This is a genomic window from Acinetobacter sp. SWAC5 (assembly GCF_003419885.1).
In the GTDB taxonomy this organism is placed as follows: domain Bacteria; phylum Pseudomonadota; class Gammaproteobacteria; order Pseudomonadales; family Moraxellaceae; genus Acinetobacter; species Acinetobacter cumulans.
This window is the reverse complement of record NZ_QUWR01000015.1, coordinates 56,087-77,659: the sequence shown is the minus strand read 5'-3', so window position 1 is coordinate 77,659 and position 21,573 is coordinate 56,087. Positions and strand designations below refer to the sequence as shown.

The following is a 21,573-nucleotide window of genomic DNA, read 5'->3' as shown; positions in this document are numbered from 1 at the left end:
AATTTACATTTGATTATTTTCTAGGCGCTATATGAACAATTCCCCTACAAAGCGTATGGATATGTGACAAAAAGTAATCTCTAAACGTAACTTTTGTGAGTTGCATTGATCATCCTTAATTCAACTTTTAGCATGTCCTACATCCAAACGAATGGTGATGCATTGGTTTGAGAAAGATCAAATTAAATTTAAGGATGCCCTATCATGAAATTATCTCAAGTATTATTAGCTTCGCTTTTATCTGCAACAGCATTAACAACTTTTGCTGCAACAGAAGAACAAGCAACTCAACCTCAAACTGACAAAGTCGTTGTAAGCACACAAGAACAGCCTGCAACAACTGACACAACAACGACTGCAGCAGATGCATCTGCACCAGCATCTGAAGCTTCTGCAGAAACAGCTCCAGCAGCACAATAATTCTTTTTACTCCAGAAGAAGTTTTATTGCCATAAAGTTGATTGGGTTGAGGGACTGCTGAATCATCAACTCTATTCAACTTTAAAAGCGGAATAACCTTTACAGTTATTCCGCTTTTTTTGATCAAAAATGCCTATCAACCATAGAAAAAATGAATAGATAAATTAGCTAAATCTATACCATAAGTTTAATTATATTATTTTATATCAAGTATTTAAAAAAATACCTAGTTGAATAAGGCATGAATAGCATACATAGTCTCTACTTATGCATAGCTTGTTTAGACCAAACACTTAGACCTTAATAGAGCTCAACGGATGTCAAATGATTGGATCTTTGCACATGAGCAATAAAGCAAATTACACTACTGAAGTCGCTATTTTGGGTGCAGGCCCAGTCGGCTTAACGATTGCAAACTACTTGAGCAAACAAGGTGTTCAAGTCACTGTAGTTGAGCAACTCGACAGTCTAATTGATTACCCACGTGCAATTGGTATTGATGATGAATCTTTACGTACCATTCAGTCATTGGGCTTAGTTGACCAAGTACTACCGCATACTACACCAAATCACGCAATGCGCTTCTTAACGCCTAAAGGCCGTTGCTTTGCTGATATTCAGCCATTAACACGTGAATTTGGTTTCTCTCGTCGTAATGCATTCATTCAGCCACAAGTGGATAATGTTTTACTACAAGGTTTAAAACAATACAAAACCACTGAAGTTCGCTTTGCCCGTCATTTAACACACTTTAGCCAAAATGCGGATGGTGTGACTTTAAATGTGAAGAATAAAGACGGCGCTGAAGAAGTAATCACTGCAAAATATCTTATCGCATGTGATGGCGGTAACTCTATTGTACGCCGTACTTTAGGTGTTCCTTTTGAAGGTGAAACTGCACCAAACCAATGGATCGTTATTGATATTGAAAACGACCCATTAGCGACACCACATATTTATCTATGCTGTGACCCTGTTCGTCCATACGTATCGGCTGCATTACCACACGGTATCCGTCGTTTCGAATTCATGGTAATGCCAGGTGAAACTCAAGAAGAATTAAGCAAACCAGAAAATATTGCAAAATTATTGTCTAAAGTATTGCCAAATACAGATGGTATTGAAGTCATTCGTCAACGTGTTTATACACACAATGCACGTATTGCGGATAAATTCCGTGTAGACCGTATTTTACTTGCGGGTGATGCTGCGCACATCATGCCAGTATGGCAAGGTCAAGGCTATAACAGTGGTATGCGTGATGCCTTCAACTTGGCTTGGAAAGTCGCATTGGTTGTGAAAGGTAATGCAGGTCCTGAATTACTAGACACCTACCAAGTAGAACGTAAAGACCATGCAAAAGCGATGATCGACCTATCTGTTATGGCGGGTCATGTACTTGCGCCACCTAAAAAATGGCAAGGTTTTGTACGTGATGGTATTGCTTATGCATTAAATTACATCAAGCCAATCAAACAGTACTTACTCGAAATGCGTTTCAAACCAATGCCTAAATACAATGACGGTGCTTTGGTAACCAATAACAGTAAAGACAGCCCTGTAGGCAAAATGTTTATTCAACCACACGTAAAACTTGAAAATGGTGAAACCATTTTACTAGATGAAGTGATTGGGAATGATTTCGCGGTGATTGCTTGGGGTGTTGATCCTCAATGGGGTCTGTCAGAAGCAAATATGAAACAATGGCAAAAACTGGGTGTTAAATTTATCCAAGTGATTCCAGCGGTTCAATTGGGCAATGAAAACCGTAAGAAATTTGAAGGTGTGATTACGATTGGTGATATCGGTACAGATATTCGCACATGGTTCGGTAAAACTTCAGACTCTATCGTGATTTTACGTCCTGACCGTTTTGTGGCTGCCTTGGCTATTCCACAAAGCATGAATGCCGTGAGCGAACAATTATTCGCTAAGTTGCATGCAAAATAATGCACGACATTGCTGATCCCCTTTTTTAGGGGATCACAGATAAAAAGGCCACGCTAATGCGTGGCCTTTTTTATGCATTCGCAAAAATTGCTCTTAGCAATCTCAGGTAGCTCGAGTTCTGCTCGTGAGTCTTTTTAATTCATAACAGTAATTCAAGACGTGAATACTTCTATATTTTTATAGATATGCATATCAGTCACAGCAAAGTTATCTGCAAATTTTGCTGAATCGCACAATTAAAATTATACAGTGCGTTTCGCCTGAAAATTGGCCATTAGGATAGAACGAAAAACCATTTTCTAAACTTGTTCTCTGGCCATGTTTTGCTATCACAGTAATTTTCTCGCCTCGCCATAAATTGAATTAAGAGAATCGTTGTACAAAAAAGCCAGTCTAGAGACTGGCTTTAAAATAAACATCACTGCATGCTTAAAGCGGTGAGAAATCCATATAGAACTGTTCTCTTAACACCTTCAAAATCAGTTCAATCGCCTCATTGCGTTTCTCTTTATGATAACTCGCATAAAGCCCAATCATGGGCAAAGGTTCAATCGTGCTTTTCACCACAATTTTATCGCCCAATAAAGGGATCACATAAGAAGGGACTAAACTCCAACCCACCCCCATGCCGACTAAATTGACATTGAGCAAAATATTGGTCGAATATTGAACCACATTGACATCCAATTTCGATTGCTTAAAGAAACCTTGAATAATGCGATATAACTCAGGAGATGAGTGCTCATCACTCACAATAAAATCTTGCTGATTAAACGTTTTAATACTGATGTGTCGTTGCTGCGCAGCGCTACAGTCTTTGGGCATAATAAGTGCCAACGGTTCAGTAAAAACTTGAATGGTTTCTATATCTGCCGAGTCTGCAGGGTATCGCGTAAAAGCAATATCAATTTCGCCACGCTGTAAGGCCTTGAGCTGATCACTGTCGGTTAAGCTATGAAAGTGGATTTTAAGCTCAGGAAACTTCGCACGAATATTTGGCATGATATACGGAAAAACTTTCATTTCCGCCACAGGTACAAAACCAATATTTAACTGTTCTTTGTTTAACTGTGCAATTTGACGAGCATCAATCACCGCTTTTTCTGCATGTTCTAAACTTAAACGTGCCTCTTTTAAAAAAGCCTTACCTTCTTCCGTCAGCTCCACTTTACGGTTTGAGCGTATTAATAACTGCACACCCACTTCATGCTCTAAGTCTTTAATTTGCTGGCTTAACGAAGGTTGCACTGTACACATGCGCTGTGCTGCTTTGGTAAAATTGAGCTCTTCAGCCACAGCTAAAAAATAACGTAAATGACGCAATTCCACATTTTACCCCTTGTTGGATGTTTGAGCTTGTACACTTGCTGGAACTGCCGATACACGATAAATCAGTAAGGTAAACAGCACCATCAAAGCACAAAATAAATAGGTAAATTGATAATCAAATTTGGCAATCAGGAAGCCCATAATCACCGAGCCTACTGCCAATCCAATGTCGAATAAAGCAAAAAATGTTGAAATTGCATGCCCCATTCGTTGCTTTGACACAGCCTGAATGGCTATCGTTTGCATGCATGGAAACAATGATCCATATCCCACACCAATAAATACCGCAGATAGCCATAAAATCCACTGGTTTTGCATAAAGCTCACAATGACCAGACCAATAAAAAAGGCAATAAACGATGGATAAATAACTGAGCTTGGTCCTTTCTGATCATAGCGCTTGCCCACCCAAGGGCGCACAGTAATCATAGAGACGGCAAAAACAATGAAAAATAAACTGGCATAGGCCAACAGTTTTTTGCTGTCTGCAAATGCTGTAATAAAGCTGGTAATGCTGGAATATGAAAATGCCACCAGCATGGCCACCAAGCTAATTGGTAAAACTTTGGTTTCCACAATATCGTGTAAAGCAATGCCTTTGCGTGGCTGTTGCGCAGCTACTTCAGCTGAACTGCTATTCACCGTTTTTACTGTCGGGTTTTCTTCTACTTTAAGCGTTAAGCAAAATGCATAACCAATAAAAGTGACGCCTGTAAGTAATGCAAATAACACCGTAAAACTAGAAAACTGAATAATACTGAGCGCGAGTAAAGGGCCAAATACCGCACCTAAATTGGTCGACATCACAAAATAGCCCATACCCTCACCTTTACGGCGATCGGGTATAAAGTCATTCACTACAGGGACATTGACCGTGGTCAAAATACTGAACCAAAAACCATGTAAAAAACGAACCAGCAATAAGCTCCATAAACTATCAATGAGCAAATAACTAAAGGTAAAAAGAACAAACAATAAGCCTGCATAACGCAGTGATGGTTTTTTCCCCCACTTTTGCACAATTAAGCCTGAAAATGGCCGAATCGCAATGGAAGAAAGCAAAAATAGCGTGAGGGCTAAACCCGCCTCTTTTACACTGCCTCCCAAATCTTGCATGATGTAAATAGGCAAAACCGTGAGCGTGGCGAAATAATAAATAAACAGAAATAAGTTATTGCATAGGCACAAAATAAAAGAGCGATTCCATAAATGCTCTGGTGTCACCTGTATATCTTGAGCCATTTATGCGCCACCCTGCTCAGCCAATAACATTGGTGCCAGTGCAACCTGAATAATCTTTTCAATATAAGGCTGATCAGGTACGGCATTGAAAAAAATAATTTGATAATGAATTGCACCGTACAACATATCGAGCATCGACTCGAAATCATAATCAGCACAAATCTCTTGACGTGCTATAGCCAACTGAATCAATTTTCGTGTTTGCTCACGACGGGGTAATAAATACTGCTTAAAAAAGTCACCCGCAGCTTCGCGATGCTCAGCCATCACCACCAACAATGCACGACCGACCTGATGATTCAGTGCAATAGATAATTTCAAAAGCTGTTGTGTTAAGTTGTATTGCACTGTTTGGCTAAAGTCCAAATCAAAGACTGACTCAGTATTTTCTTTGAAAGCATCAAAAACCAAATCAGACTTATGATTCCACCAGCGGTAAATCGTCGACTTCCCTACACCCGCACGTGCTGCAATATCTTCAATACTGAGCTTACTGTAGTCGACATCGAGTAAAGCTTCATTCACTGCTTTAAGTATGCATTGCTTACGTCTTGATGTTTTTTCTGCATCATTCATAACACGCTTATCCGGTATGCATCACATCGCACTTTCAATGTATGAGTGCTATGCAATCAAGCTAATTTCTACAATATATTTTCAGAATATCGAAACGATACGTATCGTTTTATTTTAAGCTTAATTGACTGCATGTACTACTGCTAATCGACCAATCTGGCTTAAACTTTAGTGGAATACTCGGATTATATTGAGATTCAGTAAACACCATAGCCAAGTACGAAAATTCTTGGCCTGTATTCGCTTTCAATGCCTGTTGAATCCCGCACAGCACAATCATCAGCGCATAAAAAAGGCCACCGAAGCGACCTTTTATTTTTAAAAACCTTGCATTTAGTTGTGCATCGATTTTTTGTAAATACTACAAGATGGATGATGGTTTTCTTGTAAACGTGCAATTTTACGTTGCTCAGCCGCTTCAAAACGACAACGTTTCCAGTCATTGTCTAAGTTTAATTGTGGAATTGGCTTAGGTTTACCATTTTCATCCACAGCAACCATGGTGAAATAGCAACTATTGGTATGGCGCACAGTACGTTTTTGAATATTTTGAGCTTCAACACGGATACCAATTTCCATGGAAGTACGTCCCACATGATTCACGCAAGCCAAGAAAGTCACCAATTCACCCACATGGATCGGCTCTTTAAAATTCACTTTATCTACGGATAAAGTCACTACATAACTACCTGAAAAACGGCTCGCACAAGCGTATGCAACTTGATCCAGTAACTTCAGAATTGTACCGCCATGAACATTACCGGAAAAATTCGCCATATCTGGCGTCATTAGTACCGACATTGTTAATTCGGATTGGTCATCTGATGCTGGAGCAATTTGATCTAATGGGGACATCGCGTTTCTCTAGACTCGTGATAGAACAAAGATTATTGAGATTATTATAACTTTTTTAAGCCAAATAAAATGTTCAAATCGGCAAAAAAACCATCATTATTATTTATAGTGATTCAACCATCATTCAAGAAAATATATATCAAGAGGTATAAATCACTATAGATCAATAATATGCAGGGTGCAGGGAAATTTATGATTCGGTTGAGGCACATCTACCATGACTTAAAGCCATCTATTTAAAGTTTCAATCTGTATATATTACTGTCCCTAAGGTGTTATGCGGACCCCATAAAATGGTTTTATGACTGTGTGCCTGTCGTTAAAGTACTTTTTAACATTTCCGCTGAAACGTTGTCATAGGTTAATGTAGATCCGTTTCCTTCAGGTGACTCAATCACATAAGAGCCATCAATCTTGAGCTGAACCACCACGAAAATATAATTTGGCATAGAGGCCAAAGTTACGCGGTCACCAATTTGAAATTTTTGCATACAGCACTCTTTTTTCTGGACTCAGTTTTATTGATTTAAAGTATTAAACTTTGGATTTTAGTCTAGAGAATTTCAATACACTGGTAAACTTAAATATGTGAATATATAGGTTAAATATATAAATTGTCTTATTCATAATCTTTTACAGATTAATCAAAAATAATAAATACAATTCAATGCTTTAATCAAATATATTCTGCTTTTATTAAATATTTTGAACTAAAAAAGTTGCAGACTATAAACTTCAGTTGAATATGATTTTTTGCACTATAAAAAAAGAGCAGGTATATACCTACTCTTTTTTAATAAATTAACCCAGTTGACTTATATAGATTAGGCCTTACTGCTGAACTGTATATTGAATATTTTGATTCAGCGGATAGTGGTGTTTAGCATAAGCCAATGAAATCTCATTAAGCTTTTCGTCTGCTGCTTCCACCCCAGCCTGCATAGTCGCTTCACGGCCTTTCACATCAAAAATATGTGCCTTTTCACGTAAGTCTGGCTGAATCACAACATCTGCGCGTTTCATTTCTTCTTTGGCTAAATAAAACTGCATGATGTTAATGTTTTGGTTAAACAAGCCCCATACATTACTGGTTTCAGTATGAATAGGCTTCGCCAAAATATCGACAGCAATAATAATATCAGCGCCTAGTTCGCGTGCAGTGTCCACAGGCACTGGACTCACCAAACCGCCATCAACGTATTCTTGCTTTTGAATTACTGCAGGAATGAACATACTCGGTATTGATACGGATGCGCGTACAGCTTGTCCTGTATTTCCTGCATTAAACACCACTTTATGTCCTTCTTGCAGTTCGGTTGCCACCACATACATTGGGATTTTGAGCTTTTCTAAAGGGACATGATCGACTTGCGTATTGACATAGTCTTCTACTTTTTTGCCATCCAATACGCCTTTTTTATCTAAACGAATCTCGCGAACATCTGCAGGCTTCATATTCAATGCAATGTCACGTAGTTCATCTGCAGACTTCCCAGAGGCATAGATTGAACCCACAATACTGCCTGCACTGGTACCAACAATAAAATCTGGACGTATGCCGTGTTGTTCTAACACTTGAATAACACCAATATGGGCGTAGCCACGTGCACCACCACTACCCAAGACCAATGCGACGATTGGACGCTTGTTTTGCTGTTTTAATTTTTTAAAATCGACCTGATTCGGTACCACATGGGCTTCCGCAATTTCACCTGAACCCTGTGTGCTCTTTGAGCTCGATATTAAGGCCTGATCTGTTGCTTTTGTGGCTTGTGCACCAATACTCTGACAACCCACAACGCCAGTCATCAGACACGTTATTAAAACTGTGTTTATATTCACGACACTTGATCCAACATATTATTCGTTTTATAAAGACGCCTAGTCTAGAACGATCCCTAAATTTGCACTGTTATGAAACGTTAAGACTCTATTACAAAAAGTATAAGTCACTCTGTGCTTTAAATCATGGAGAAACCATAGAGAATGATGACAAGTGGGTCAGTTATTTTAATGTCTTGACCATCTTGCATCATGATAAAATTTTAATCATCGGCATCGCTATGTATACATGTTCTGCATGATGTAGCTCCCATATAAAAAGCCCCAATTGAATTAGGGCTTTTTACATGCTGAAATTGCTTCCGCAGAGATGCAATTTACCAGATATCAGAGTCTACTTTGTCTTTAAATTTTGGATGATCATCTAATTTAAACACTGGCTCTTTTACTCCTTTCTTGAGTTGTGATGAATAGTCTTTCATCAGCATCAATAAGAATGGTGTTAACAATAGAATTGCAAATAAGTTAATACTTGCCATCACACCCATAAACAAATCTGCAAGGTTCCAAATCACAGGTACACTCATAATTGAACCGATATAGACCATCACCAGCACAATCACACGGAAACTAAACATCACACGGCGGTTATTGTTAATAAACTGTACATTACCTTCTGCATAAGCATAGTTACCAATCACAGATGAGAACGCAAACATAAACAAAATAATCGCTAGGAAGTCATCGCCCCATGAACCAATTTGGCTTTCTAAGGCCATTTGCGTCAATGTCACCCCTTCAAAGCCAGCGTTTTCATATAAGCCTGATGCTAAAATAATAATCGCCGTACAGGTACACACCACAAAGGTATCAACAAATACGCCTAACATTTGGATCAAACCCTGATTCACAGGATGTTTCACATCAGAGGCTGCTGCTGCATTGGGTGCAGACCCCATGCCTGCTTCATTTGAAAACAAACCGCGCTTGATACCCATCATCATGGCCATAGAGACCATAGCACCAAAGAAACCACCCGCAGCGGCATCAAACTCAAAAGCTTTACTAAAAACGAGCTGGAAGATTGACGGTAAAATATCGTAGTTAATCACGGCAATATATAGGGCCACGATTAAATACAGTATCGCCATTACAGGTACAAAGGTTTCAGCAACTTTGGCAATACGCTTAATACCACCAAAAATAAGCACACCCGTGAGTACAACTAGACAAATTCCCACCCATGAAACTACAAAATCAAAGCCACCGAGGTTTAAAACAAGGTTAGCTTTGTCCCATCCCCAAGCATGTGCAGTTGCACCCGTAATAGCATTGGCTTGCACCGCATTAAATACAAAGCCATAGGTCGAAATAAGGGTTATGGCAAACACAATCCCTAACCATTTTTGTTTTAAGCCTTGGCTAATGTAATATGCTGGCCCACCGCGAAACAGTTTATTTTGGCTATCACGTACCTTAAAAAGTTGCGCAAGTGAGGACTCTACAAAAGCAGAACTCATGCCTAAAAATGCGGTTAACCACATCCAAAATACGGCGCCAGGACCACCAATTGCAATGGCAATGGCAACACCTGCAACATTACCCACACCCACACGGCTAGCAAGGCCAGTTACAAATGCCTGAAAGGGGGTAATGCCATGTTGATCATCACCCGCCTTACGGCTTCCCTTCATGACTTTAATACTGTGTACAAATAATCGAATTTGCACTGCACCTGTTGCCAGCGTATAAAAAATACCAACAGCAACCAAGAACACCACCAAAAAATCCCACAATGGGGTATTTAAGGTATTAATCCACTGTAGCAAGGTGTCATTAAGTTGATCGTTCATTCTGAATATCCCAAATTTTAAGCGACTCTATAGAGAAAAAAGCCTACAAAGAGGCTTTTTTCTATTTCTTAAGCGAAGAATTTAAGAATTAGCTGAATGACTGTCGCATTAATCAAATCAACGAAAAATGCACCACACAGCGGAACAATTAAAAAGGCTTTATGTGAAGGTCCATACATATTGGTAATGGCCTGCATGTTTGCAACAGCAGTCGGTGTTGCCCCCATACCAAAACCACAGTGACCTGCAGCCAATACGGCAGCATCATAGTTTTTGCCCATCACACGGAAAGTAATGAAGGCTGCATACAAGGCCATTGTTAAAGTTTGCGCGCCCAAAATTACAACAAGTGGACCTGCAAGGTCGGCCAATTGCCAAAGTTTTAAAGATAAAAGCGCCATCGCCAAATACAAAGACAATGAAGCATTTCCAAAAACATCAATAGCACGGTCGAAGATCTGAATTTTAAAAATACCTTCGAGCACATTACGCAGAATAACACCACCTGCTAGTGCCCAAACAAAGGTCGGTAATTCAAAGAATGTACCCTTGCTATAAGTCGTCATAAATTCAGCAAAGGCCAAACATGCAGCAAAAAGCCCTAACGTTGTAATCGCATTATCTGCAGTAATTAAACGAACACGATGTGGATATTCAAATGGAACATATTCTGTCGAATTTATATCAGTCAGTGGTGTTTCATCGCTTTGCGCAATTTGCTCTTGAGTACGTGGTGCTGAAATATTGTGACGGTTAATCAGTAACTTGGCTAAAGGACCACCAATAATACCACCAATAATCAAACCAAAGGTCGCACTCGCCATACCTAAGGCCAATGCACCTTGAATACCATGTTGGGTTTCAAGGATTTCGCCCCAAGCACCTGCTGTACCATGTCCGCCCGTTAAGGTAATTGAACCCGCAATTAAACCAATTAAAGGATCTAGACCTAGGAGAGTTGCTAAACTCATCCCTACTGCGTTTTGCACGACAATAAAAGTAGATATAGCAATCAAGAAGATCACCAGACCAATACCACCTTCTCTTAATTTTGCAAAGTTCGCACTTAAGCCAATAGAAGCAAAGAAGATCAGCATGAAACTGGTTTGTAGTTGTGCACTTGTGGAAATACTAAATCCCCATAGACTGTGCACAACAAGAGAGAGAATGGCAGCGACTAAACCACCTGCAACAGGTTCTGGAATATTATAGCGCTTAAGAAAATCGATTTTATTCACTAAAAAGCGACCGAGCAATAGCACAATCACAGCCGCAATCAAGGTATAAAATGCGTTAAATGTTAATTCCATCATCATTATCCTTAAGGTGCACTTAGTTGTTGTTATATGATTAATAAGCCATTGAATTAGACTAGACTTCAAGCTCATTTTAGTAACTTAAAGTACAGCGTATCCAAAAGCTTGAGTCATACAAACTTCGTGCATTCTTGAGTTAGACTTCCCATTCACAGCCACTGATTTAAAGCCCGCTGGAATGATCGCAATGCCCACAAAATGAAATTAGGGCACAAATTATGGAGTTGGCTTATTTAAAGCACAGATTCCATTTCATATTGATGCAGAAATATCACTGCCAAAAGTTCAATATGAAGAAAAGTTGGACATTATGCAGTTTTTTGAAACAATTGCTTCTTTATTTACAATAAAGTGTTTAAATTACGCTGTTTTTTTACTCAATTTTAAGTTTTATTTACTTCAAAAACAAAAAACAGGAGCATTAAGCTCCTGTTTTATATTGGCTTTAATTAACCATCTAATACTTCAGTATTAGAAGCTATATTTTGCCATTAAACCAACACGGTCATCGTTAAATGTTTTACCTGCAAATGTTTCACGTTTGCCGTCTACATATTCCAAGCCAAGCTCAATCGGTTTAACTGGTGAATAAATAATGTTTAACCAAGCCTGTTGTAGTTCTTTGTTGGCATTTGCACTGTCATCTGAAGCAGCTTTAAGTGTTTTTGCATATTTAGTATCGTCATCCGCTAAAATAATGCCATAACCTAAAGTTGAACGAAGTTTTTCGTTAAATTTATAGGTTGCACCCACTTGTACAGCAGTAAATTCATTTTGTTCAATGTTTTTACCATCAACAATATATGCTGAATTTGCGCCATATAAATAGTTGCTGTTGCCTTGGCTATAAGATACATCACCGTTCAGTTTCAGCTGATCATTTACAGCATAAGTCGCGCCGGCAGCCAGACCCCAAGCGGTTTCTGTATCATCGGCAGCTTTAGATTTATAGTTTTCCACCAATGCGCGGGCAGAAGCTGTGCCTTTGCCGTCAGCAAAGCCATGAACCAGTTTCGCAGTCAGGTTTGGAACACGGTAGCTTAAATCGTCAGCAGTAAACGCTTTGCTGTCACCTTCTTCCGCAGAAACCAGCAACTGTGTCAGCGGCGCAAGATTAAAGTTATAGCGCACTTGCGGTACACGAGTGGTGCCGCCGCCGATGTTTGTGCTGAAATCAATCATTTCAGGCGCATGGCTAGATAGGAAGTTAGAAGTTGTTTGACCGAATAACCAGTTGTTATAGGTTAAATATGCATGACGAATTCGGAAACCTTCACCCTTAACGCTATCTGGATCGGCAAAGTCAGCCTCAACTTTACCGCCGACTTTATTGCCTTCACCGACATTGGTAGTGAAGTCTAAACCTAGACGTGTTGTTTTTGCAGTTGAACGGAGTTTGTCGCTCACGTCATTTTTAGATGAGTTTACGCCACCAAAGTCGTTGTCTGCACCTTCAATAATATAGTTCGCATCGCCACGTACAAAACCATATAGGTTAACTTCTGCACCCGCTTTAGATTTAAAACCAGACAATGGTGATGCAGTTGGTGCAGCCACTGGTGCTGGACGTGCTTTTACTTGTTGAATGTCAGCTTGTTGCTGAACTTGTACTTGCTGTTGTTGTTGGATTAATGCCTTAAGCTCGGCAACTTCTGCACGTAGTTGTGCAATTTCTTTTTGTTCAGTTGTTGCGGCTTGCGCTGAGCTCAACATAATTGCAGTAACGGCCGCTGCTAAACTCACTTTAAGTACTGGCGCTTTAAGCTGTACAAGTTTCATATTTCCTCCAAAGAAATCTTTGTTTTAAATTTTAAATTGCATACATCGCATGCAAAAATTATGCTGAAAGACGATTATTTTTTGAAATTTTACATTTTAAGTAAAATCCCTTTCCCCCACAGGTGATGTGCAGATTCTATATTAATTTTTCTAAGCATTACCCCATTGCTTTATAATTTAATCATATAAACTAATCGAGCAAATTAGGAAGAGTTCTTAGAAAAATTAGCTTTCGCATTATGCGTGAAGCTCGTCCATTTTTATGTTTAATAGGTTAATATCCATACAAACAACCTACTCCCTTCTATCGATACAACTGCATTGCATCAAAGATGTTGGATATTTGAGCTAAATTTACCCAGCCTGACCATCACTGCTTTAGTCTTAGCTATACGCAATATTTCTACGAAGCTTGGCATAAACCCTCAATCGTATGCTTTGATTATGTCGCATCACAGCTTAAACACTTGATGCCCTGTCATCTCTTTGTCATGTCCATACGTTAATGCTTGCACATTTCGACCCACCACCAACCTTTTAGGTATATTTTTATATCAAAAAGGTATTTAACCATTCATCAACTCTGTTTTAATTTTATTCCACACAGCGCACAATCTTGCACATTTCAACACAGCGCAGTAAATAAACGAGCTAACTTACGCACTGCTCAGTCCAAGACAGCCATAAAAAATCACAATTTTAAAATAAAAGGATGCCCATGAATTCGTCTCTCACCCAAGCTGTCGACCACGTAATCAGGTCACGCCATTCTGTACGTGCTTTTTTAGATACCCCTATTTCTACCGAAATGCTGAAAGAGATTTTGCATGTTGCCAGTCGTGCACCATCAGGAACCAATACCCAGCCGTGGAAAGTCTATGTGGTACGTGGTCAAACACGCGACCTTTTAGTTGAACGTGTATGTACAGCCCAAAATGAGTTATTTGTAAACCCTGCTTTGTCAGCGCAATACCAAGAAACTTTTGCCTATTATCCACAGCAGTGGCTTTCGCCATTTATTGAGCGTCGCCGTGAAAATGGCTGGGGCTTGTATGGCTTACTCAACATCCAAAAAGGCGAAAAAGAAAAAATGGCGGCGCAGCAACTGCGTAACTATAAATTGTTCGATGCGCCTGTCGGGCTATTTTTTACGGCACACCAATCTTTAGCGATCGGCTCTAAAATGGATATCGCCATGATGATTCAAAATGTCATGCTGGCTGCCAAAGCACGTGGCCTTGATACCTGCCCGCAAGCCGCTTGGAATCATTTCCATCAGCTAGTTTTAGATACGATTGGCGCACCCGCAGATGAAGAATTGGTCTGTGGCATGGCCTTGGGCTACGCAGATCCTGACGCGATTGTGAATCAGTTTTTAACGCCGCGTGTTGCAGTCGATGAGTTTGCCGTATTTGTAGATGAATAAGCCCGTGTTGGGTATTTCATCATACTTCCGTACAGCTACCCAGCGACAATTTAGCTTGCAGTTCGTTGCTGATCAATGCGCATATATCGATAAGCCATAAATGCGACAGCAACAAAACCAAGCATCAGCACAGCCATATTGAGCTGTGCACTCCACATTAAGAAATTGAGAATCACGCCACCCAATAAGCCACAGGCAAATTGCATACTGCCCATAATGGCGCTGGCTGTTCCCGCACGTGCACCTTGATGTGACATAGCGAAAGCCATTGCATTCGGACCTGTAAGGCCAATGCCAGATACCGCACAGAACATACCCAACATCACCAAAGGCAAGCTCTGCACAAACACTGCACTGAGTAATAAAACTAGCACCCCAAAACTTTGAATGCTCAATCCTAGTTTTAAGCGCCCATATACCGTGGTTTTATTTGCCAATACATTATTCAATGTCGATAGCAACATGATCCCAAAGGCATTAAAGCCAAAGGCATAAGCAAAATGCTGTTGCGACATGGCAAAGTCAACCATCAAAATGCTCGCGGATGCACTGATATAACAAAACAAGATCCCACCTGAGAAGCAACCAATCAGCATTGGGTATAAAAAGCGTTTGTCTCGGTAAATTGTGGCATACAGCTGTAGCACTTGCTTAAAGCTCAGCTCCAAACGTCGACTGGTGGGCAAACTTTCTTTAAAGAAAAAATGCACACAGAATAGACATACACATCCCATAAAAGCCAAGAAGCCAAAGACCGCATGCCAACTAAAAAATCCTAAAATCCAAGCCCCTATCGTTGGTGCTAAGATTGGGGCAATCCCCATCACAATCATCATGCTCGAAAAGGCTTGCGCTGAGCTTTGTACATCCAAACGATCACGAATCGTTGCTCGGGCAATGACCACACCTACACAACCACCCAAAGCTTGTAAAGTACGTGCGGCAATTAAACTCCATTCATTTTGCGCGAAGTAGCACATCAAACTAGCAACAACATACAAACTCAAGCCAACATACAGTGGTTTTTTACGCCCAATACGATCACTCACGGGTCCATAAATTAACTGCCCTAAAGCCAAACCTAAAAAATATGCAGGTAAAGTATTGGAAATCATTTGCGTACTTACCCCCAAGTCCATCGCCATTTCGGGCAATGCGGGTAAGTACATATCAATGGAAAGTGGCCCTAAAGACGTAAGGAGCGCTAAGAGTAAAATCCAAGGCTTAGAGTAACTTGTGGGTGTCGTGATATTCTTCTGCATATTGATATTGGTATTTCATTTTTAAATAGGCACTATGAAGACAAGTTTACACTGCTCATAGTATGATTTGACTAAGACCATCGTGAAATTTCACACATTCTCAGCACTGTAACTCAGTCTATCGCTACGTAAAGGATCGACATTGAACTCTTGGCTTAGCCGCATTCAGCAGGCAACCTATAACACCACCTTTATGTACACACTGCGGATGCTGATTGCATTTGCAGGGACTGCGTTCGTCCCTTATTTCTATGGTAACCAACTGTATACCATTCCCTTAACCTTGGGTGTGGTGGCAGCAGGCCTCAGTGATATTGACGATCGCTTCTCTGTCCGCATTATGAATCAGCTTTATACCTATATAGGCTTTTTCATTACCGCTGTTTCCATTTATGTGTTGTTTCCTTATCCCATCCTCTTTGCGATTGGGCTGATTGTGTCCTGTATTGGGTGGATTTTATTGGGTTCTTTGGGTAGACGTTATGCCACCATTTCTTATGGTTGCTTAGTGATTTCTGTTTATTCTATGTTAGGTGTGCATTTATTTGAGCATTGGTACACCCAAGCAGGCCTGCTGGTTATTGGAGCCATGTGGTATGGCTTAATCTCGACCATTAGTTTTTTACTCTTTCCTGTACGCCAAGCACAAGATAAGTTAGCTCAAAGCTATTCATCTTTAGGCGATTTCCTCTTTGCCAAATCCAACTTGTTTGATGTCGATATGACGCCCACAAGTTATCAGCAAAGTATGATTGAGCTGTCTTTAGAAAACGGTAAATTGATTGCCATTTTTAATGACATGAAAACAGCGCTCCTGACCCGACTTAAAGGCGATCGTGGTCAAAAAGATACGCGTCGTAGTTTGCAATATTATTTTGTCGCACAAGATATTCATGAGCGTGCCGATTCTGCACATATTGACTACCAAAAGCTGGCCAAGATTTTTGAACATAGCGACATTTTATTTCGTTTTCAGCGTGTGCTTTCCATTCAAGCCAAAGCCTGTAAAGATTTAAGTATCAGTATTTTACATCGTCAACCCTATCATCATAATACGCGCTTCAAACATGCATTTCGTAATTTACGCCATTCTTTGGATAAACTACGCGCAGAACAACACTATGACCAAGTGTGGGTCAATGCGCTGTTTTCGCTGTACCAAAATTTAAAAGCCATCGACTCGCAATTACAAAACGTTGAAACTGAGCGTCATATTAAATTTGATAAAGTGAAACATGTCGAAAACCAACTCAAAGATGATGATCTCAAAGGCTGGGATGACGTCGTCGTACGAGTAAAACAACATCTTACACCTGAATCTGTGCTGTTCCGTCACGCCATCCGATTATCCGTTGTGCTGTTTATTGGCTATGTCTTTGTGCAATTAACCAATATTGAATATGGCTATTGGATTTTGCTTACTGCGCTGTTTGTCAGCCAACCTAACTTTAACGCCACTAAACGTCGCCTGTATTTACGTATTGTCGGGACGCTGATTGGGATTATCTTGGGTTATGCAATTTTGTATTTTATTCCCTCAGTCGAAGGTCAACTGCTCCTACTGATTTTGAGTGGTATTTTATTTTTTGAGCTTCGCAGTAAGCAATATGCACAAGCCACTGCATTTATCACCATTTTAGCGCTGATAAACTTTAATCTAGATGGTCTAGGCTTTGAAGCAGCCATGCCCCGTATGATTGATACTTTAATTGGCTGTGCCTTGGCCTGGTTTGGTGTGAGTTTTATTTTCCCCGATTGGAAATTCCGCCGTCTGGGGCGCACCATCAATCGTTCATTACAAGCACAGTGTGATTATTTAACCGAGGTGGTAGAACAATATAAACATGGCCGCAACAATGGTTTAAATTATCGCATTGTACGTCGCGCTGCGCATAATACCGATGCAGATGTCGCCTCTTTAATTTCAACGCTTGCCACAGAACCTGATTTTGACAGCCATCAAAAGGCGCTCGCTTTTGAATTTTTATGTCTTAACCATACTTTCATTAGTTATATTGCTGCCTTAGGTGCACATCGTGCAAAAATTGAAGATCCTGAAATTTTACAACTGATGGCGCAAGCACTGGATGATATTCAAGGTGCTCTGTTAAAAGATGAAGTCCCAGACTTAAGCGCACAGAATATGATTAGTCAGATTCGTCAGCGTTTAGCACTACAAAATGATGAAGACCAAAAGTCACTGATCATTTTGCAACAACTGTCTTTAATGTTTAGTATTTTGAAACAACTCAGTCAGTTAAAGCAAAATTTAAGTCATGACCATGATCAAAAGTCGACTGAATTGGCCTCATTATAATTTGAGTATTTTTGACACAATATGCTCCCTGAATCGGCATAAATAATGCTAAACTTTTGGGAGTTAAAAATCTGTTAGTTTCACTATGACCGCGAAAAACTTATACGCCTACACTTTACAGCCTATACCTTATGAAGTTTCTGAAGAAGAACAACGCAATGCGCAATTGGTTCTTTCACGTAGCAACTTCAAAATTGGCACCAAAGCATGGATCATCATGGGCGCTATTTTAGTGCTTGCGATGGCTGGCATCATTTTATTAAAAAACTATTCAACTATTTTCTGTTGGGTTGCTATCGTCTGTGTTGTGATTTACTTCTTGGTACGCAAATTTGGTATCGAGTGGTATGTTAAACGTAAACTGAAAGAAACACCTGTTCAAGAAATCAAAGGTTTACGCTTAGGTGTACAACCACATGGTCTATCGATGCAGCAACAAGTTGGCCTACAAATGGGCAATATGACTGTGGGCTGGAAAGACATTTATGAATGGTACAACACACCTGAATTCATCTTGGTGAACTTTAAAATTAAAGGCCAACAAGGTGCATATATTTTACCTAACCGCCTAGACAGTAAAAACTTCTCATTCAACACGATTCGCAAACACTTAAAAGAAACTGTAGGCGAAGCAAAAGCTGTTTAATTCTTGCTGTTGAATTAAAAAAGCCTCCTCTTTGGGGGCTTTTTTATGCTTGATCCTTCTCTTAAAAATTTGAATCAATGCATTAAAATGTAAATGAGAATAAATATTATTTGTAATCCACATTATTTTTACACTTTCTCAGATTATAATAGTTCTCATTTCGAACCCTCACGCCACCCCTCGCATGTTTAAAAAGATCCTTTTCCAACTCCACTGGTTTTTCGGTATTAGTGCCGGCCTGATTCTTTCCCTCATGGGTATTACTGGCGCTTTGTATTCTTATGAACAGCCCATCCAAAAGTGGCTCAATGCGGACAGTTATACGGTTCAGGTGCCCAATACCCCCAAAATGACACCTGCTGAAATTTATCAACATTTTCAGCGTACAGATGCTTCAATCAAAATTAATAGCATTACGATTGAATCAGAAGCCTCTGCATCGTCTACTGTGAATATCGTCAAAGAAGGTGCACGTCGTGGTTATAACATGATGATTAATCCTTATGACGCAACGGTACTTCCAGAAGTTAAAGGCCGAGAATTCTTCCAATTTGTTCAGCAATTGCATCGTAATTTAACCGTTGGCCCTGTGGGTAAACAAATTACAGGCGCTTGTACGCTCATCTTGATTTATTTTTTACTCAGTGGCTTGTACTTACGCTGGCCAAAAAAGCATTCTATAAAGCAATGGTTTGCAGTTAAACCCCAATTAAAAGGTCGTAATTTTATTTGGGATTTACATGCCGTTATTGGCACATGGGTGGTTATTTTTTATTTAGTTTTGGCATGTACAGGCTTGTATTGGTCTTATGGCTGGTGGCGTGATGGCATGTTTAAAGTTTTAGGTGTAGAGCGTCCACAACCTGAAATGCAAGCCAATGCAGGTCCAAGAGCACAAGGTTCAGAAGCTAAAGGATCGCCTACAAATGCGCAACGGGCTGAAAGCACAGGCCCTACTTCCGAAGGTAAAAATAATCCATCTGAGAAAAAAGGCTTAGCACCAGAACAAATCAGCTTTGCGCTTACACAAACCTGGACTGGCTTTAACCAAAAGGTTGGACGTGAATACTCGAGTTTAACGCTGAATATTCCTAAAAAATCAAATGGTACGGTCGAACTCACCTTTGTAGACGCTGTGCCACAGCACGAACGTGCACGCAACAAAGCTAGCTATAACTATCAAACGACATCTATTGAAAAATTAGAACTGTATGAAGATAAAAAGCTGAATGAAAAAATTATGACGAGCATGCTTCCTGTGCATCGTGGTAGTTTCTTCGGGCCTGTTTATCAGTTCTTTGCCATGCTGTCATCTTTGATCATGCCATTGTTCTTTGTAACGGGGTGGATGCTGTATCTCAAACGCCGTAAGCAAAAGCGCTTAACACAAGAGGCACGTCAAAGCTTAACAGCGGTCAGCCTTGATCCGAATGCAAGCCCTTGGCTAGTAATCTACGCTTCGCAAACAGGCGTGTCTGAGCAATTGGCTTGGCGTACTGCAACAAGTCTACAAGAAGCTCGCCAACCCGCGACCGTTAAAGCACTACAACACGTCACCGTAGATGATCTCAAATCCAATAGCCAAATCTTATTGGTTGCCAGCACCTATGGTACAGGTGAAGCACCTGATTTAGCGGCAAGTTTTGAGAAAAAAATCATGACGCAAACACTGGATTTAAGCCATGTTCGTTATGCTGTTTTGGCTTTGGGCTCACAAGAATATACTGAGACTTTCTGTAGCTTTGGTCATCGTCTCGATGCATGGTTGAAGCAAAATGCTGCTCAAGCTTTGTTCCCTCTTATTGAAGTGGACAATGCCAATGCACAAGCAATTCAGCAGTGGAATCAGGCCTTAGCCAAAAGCACAAAGCTTGAATTACAAGCCATGAGCATTGAAAAAACCTTTGATCAATGGCAGCTAAAACAACGCACGTTACTTAACCCCAATAGCTTGGGCGCGCCTGCATTTAATATTGAGTTGCAAGCCACGCATGATGTGCAATGGCAAGCAGGTGATATTGCCGAGATACAACCAGCCAATAGCCAAGAACGCATTCACGCCTTCATGCAACAACATCATATTGCGCCGCATGCCATCGTGGATACTACACAGCAATGTATTGAACAGATGCTATGGGATCGTGATTTAACAATTGAAGTTGAGCCCTTTGCCAACTTAGATCATTTGCTTGAACAGCTCCCGCGCCTACCATCACGTGAATACTCGATTGCCAGTATTCCAGAACAGCATGTACTGCGTTTGGTGATACGCCAACAATCTGATGCCCAAGGTCAATTAGGTCTAGGTTCGGGTTGGTTAACAGCACATGCGCAGGTAGGTGAGCAAATCGCTATGCGTATTCGTACCAACGAATCTTTCCATTTAATTTCCGACAATCGTCCCGTAATTTTAATTGGTAATGGTACAGGGATTGCTGGGCTTATGAGTCTACTCAGTGCACGTATTCGCTCAGACTTTACCCAAAACTGGCTGATCTTTGGCGAACGTCAACGTGAACATGACTTCTTCTATCAAAGTACAGTAGAAGCATGGCAAAACACTGGCATGCTGAAACGCCTTGACCTTGCTTTTTCACGCGACCAAGCAGAAAAAGTTTATGTTCATCATAAACTTCGTGAGCAAGCCAATGAACTTCGCACTTGGGTTGAACAAGGTGCTGTAATCTACGTATGCGGTAGCATTCAAGGAATGGCAACCGATGTAGATCAAGCGCTACAAGATATCTTGGGCGAAGCAAGCATTGATCAATTAAAACAAGAAGGCCGTTATCGTCGAGATGTCTATTAATGCACTCGGAA

General features: G+C 40.3%; 16 protein-coding genes. 6 read left to right on the top strand and 10 right to left on the bottom strand.

The genetic code is table 11. The features are described 5' to 3' along the window. The first annotated feature begins 204 nt into the window (after positions 1–204). Together DYI81_RS12085 and DYI81_RS12080 are read left to right on the top strand one after the other, a co-directional pair. Positions 205–420: a hypothetical protein gene (locus DYI81_RS12085; protein WP_106985045.1), complete on the top strand. Its 216-nt coding sequence runs from the start codon at positions 205–207 to the stop codon at positions 418–420. Between the two features lie 342 nt (positions 421–762). After that, positions 763–2,370 (top strand): bifunctional 3-(3-hydroxy-phenyl)propionate/3-hydroxycinnamic acid hydroxylase, encoded by a 1,608-nt coding sequence (locus DYI81_RS12080; protein ID WP_117007644.1) that lies wholly within the window; start codon positions 763–765, stop codon positions 2,368–2,370. A 429-nt stretch (positions 2,371–2,799) separates the two neighbouring features. Here DYI81_RS12080 and DYI81_RS12075 read toward each other — a convergent pair whose 3' ends face one another. The 9 genes from DYI81_RS12075 to DYI81_RS12035 form a co-directional block, all read right to left on the bottom strand. After that, positions 2,800–3,699, bottom strand: coding sequence for a LysR substrate-binding domain-containing protein (locus DYI81_RS12075; protein WP_117007643.1), 900 nt, complete (start codon positions 3,697–3,699; stop codon positions 2,800–2,802). 3 nt (positions 3,700–3,702) lie between these two features. After that, positions 3,703–4,929: an MFS transporter gene (locus DYI81_RS12070; RefSeq protein ID WP_171356358.1), complete on the bottom strand. Its 1,227-nt coding sequence runs from the start codon at positions 4,927–4,929 to the stop codon at positions 3,703–3,705. A 12-nt stretch (positions 4,930–4,941) separates the two neighbouring features. Further along, positions 4,942–5,517 carry a TetR/AcrR family transcriptional regulator gene (locus tag DYI81_RS12065; protein ID WP_106985049.1) on the bottom strand — a complete coding sequence of 192 codons (576 nt, stop codon included), beginning with the start codon at positions 5,515–5,517 and terminating at the stop codon, positions 4,942–4,944. 333 nt (positions 5,518–5,850) lie between these two features. Then, a complete protein-coding gene (locus tag DYI81_RS12060; RefSeq protein WP_106985050.1) occupies positions 5,851–6,372 on the bottom strand; it encodes an acyl-CoA thioesterase in 522 nt (173 codons plus the stop codon). Positions 6,373–6,671: 299 nt separating this feature from the next. Continuing rightward, positions 6,672–6,863 (bottom strand): hypothetical protein, encoded by a 192-nt coding sequence (locus DYI81_RS12055; protein ID WP_106985051.1) that lies wholly within the window; start codon positions 6,861–6,863, stop codon positions 6,672–6,674. Between the two features lie 340 nt (positions 6,864–7,203). After that, positions 7,204–8,181 (bottom strand): patatin-like phospholipase family protein, encoded by a 978-nt coding sequence (locus DYI81_RS12050; RefSeq protein WP_106985052.1) that lies wholly within the window; start codon positions 8,179–8,181, stop codon positions 7,204–7,206. A 350-nt stretch (positions 8,182–8,531) separates the two neighbouring features. Further along, entirely contained in the window at positions 8,532–10,007 is a 1,476-nt protein-coding gene (locus DYI81_RS12045; protein WP_117007641.1) for an alanine/glycine:cation symporter family protein, read from the bottom strand. Positions 10,008–10,075: 68 nt separating this feature from the next. Beyond that, positions 10,076–11,317, bottom strand: a complete 1,242-nt coding sequence (gltS, locus tag DYI81_RS12040) for a sodium/glutamate symporter (protein WP_117007640.1) — start codon at positions 11,315–11,317, stop codon at positions 10,076–10,078. A gap of 477 nt (positions 11,318–11,794) precedes the next feature. Beyond that, the gene (locus DYI81_RS12035; RefSeq protein ID WP_117007639.1) at positions 11,795–13,102 is read right to left on the bottom strand and encodes a DcaP family trimeric outer membrane transporter; all 1,308 of its coding nucleotides are present in this window, start codon (positions 13,100–13,102) and stop codon (positions 11,795–11,797) included. Between the two features lie 718 nt (positions 13,103–13,820). On the opposite strand from DYI81_RS12035, the gene DYI81_RS12030 reads away from it, so the two are divergent. Continuing rightward, a complete protein-coding gene (locus DYI81_RS12030; protein ID WP_117007638.1) occupies positions 13,821–14,528 on the top strand; it encodes a nitroreductase in 708 nt (235 codons plus the stop codon). 50 nt (positions 14,529–14,578) lie between these two features. On the opposite strand, the gene DYI81_RS12025 is transcribed toward DYI81_RS12030, so the two are convergent. Then, the gene (locus tag DYI81_RS12025; protein ID WP_117007637.1) at positions 14,579–15,790 is read right to left on the bottom strand and encodes a multidrug effflux MFS transporter; all 1,212 of its coding nucleotides are present in this window, start codon (positions 15,788–15,790) and stop codon (positions 14,579–14,581) included. Positions 15,791–15,932: 142 nt separating this feature from the next. Between DYI81_RS12025 and yccS the strand changes: the two genes are divergently transcribed. From yccS to DYI81_RS12010, 3 genes are all read left to right on the top strand, one after another. Next, entirely contained in the window at positions 15,933–18,107 is a 2,175-nt protein-coding gene (gene yccS, locus DYI81_RS12020) for a YccS family putative transporter (protein WP_106985058.1), read from the top strand. An 85-nt stretch (positions 18,108–18,192) separates the two neighbouring features. Beyond that, on the top strand, positions 18,193–18,753 hold the full coding sequence (locus DYI81_RS12015; RefSeq protein WP_106985059.1) for a hypothetical protein: 561 nt from the start codon (positions 18,193–18,195) through the stop codon (positions 18,751–18,753). 184 nt (positions 18,754–18,937) lie between these two features. Then, the gene (locus DYI81_RS12010) at positions 18,938–21,562 is read left to right on the top strand and encodes a sulfite reductase flavoprotein subunit alpha (RefSeq protein ID WP_117007636.1); all 2,625 of its coding nucleotides are present in this window, start codon (positions 18,938–18,940) and stop codon (positions 21,560–21,562) included. The last annotated feature ends 11 nt before the right edge of the window (positions 21,563–21,573 follow it).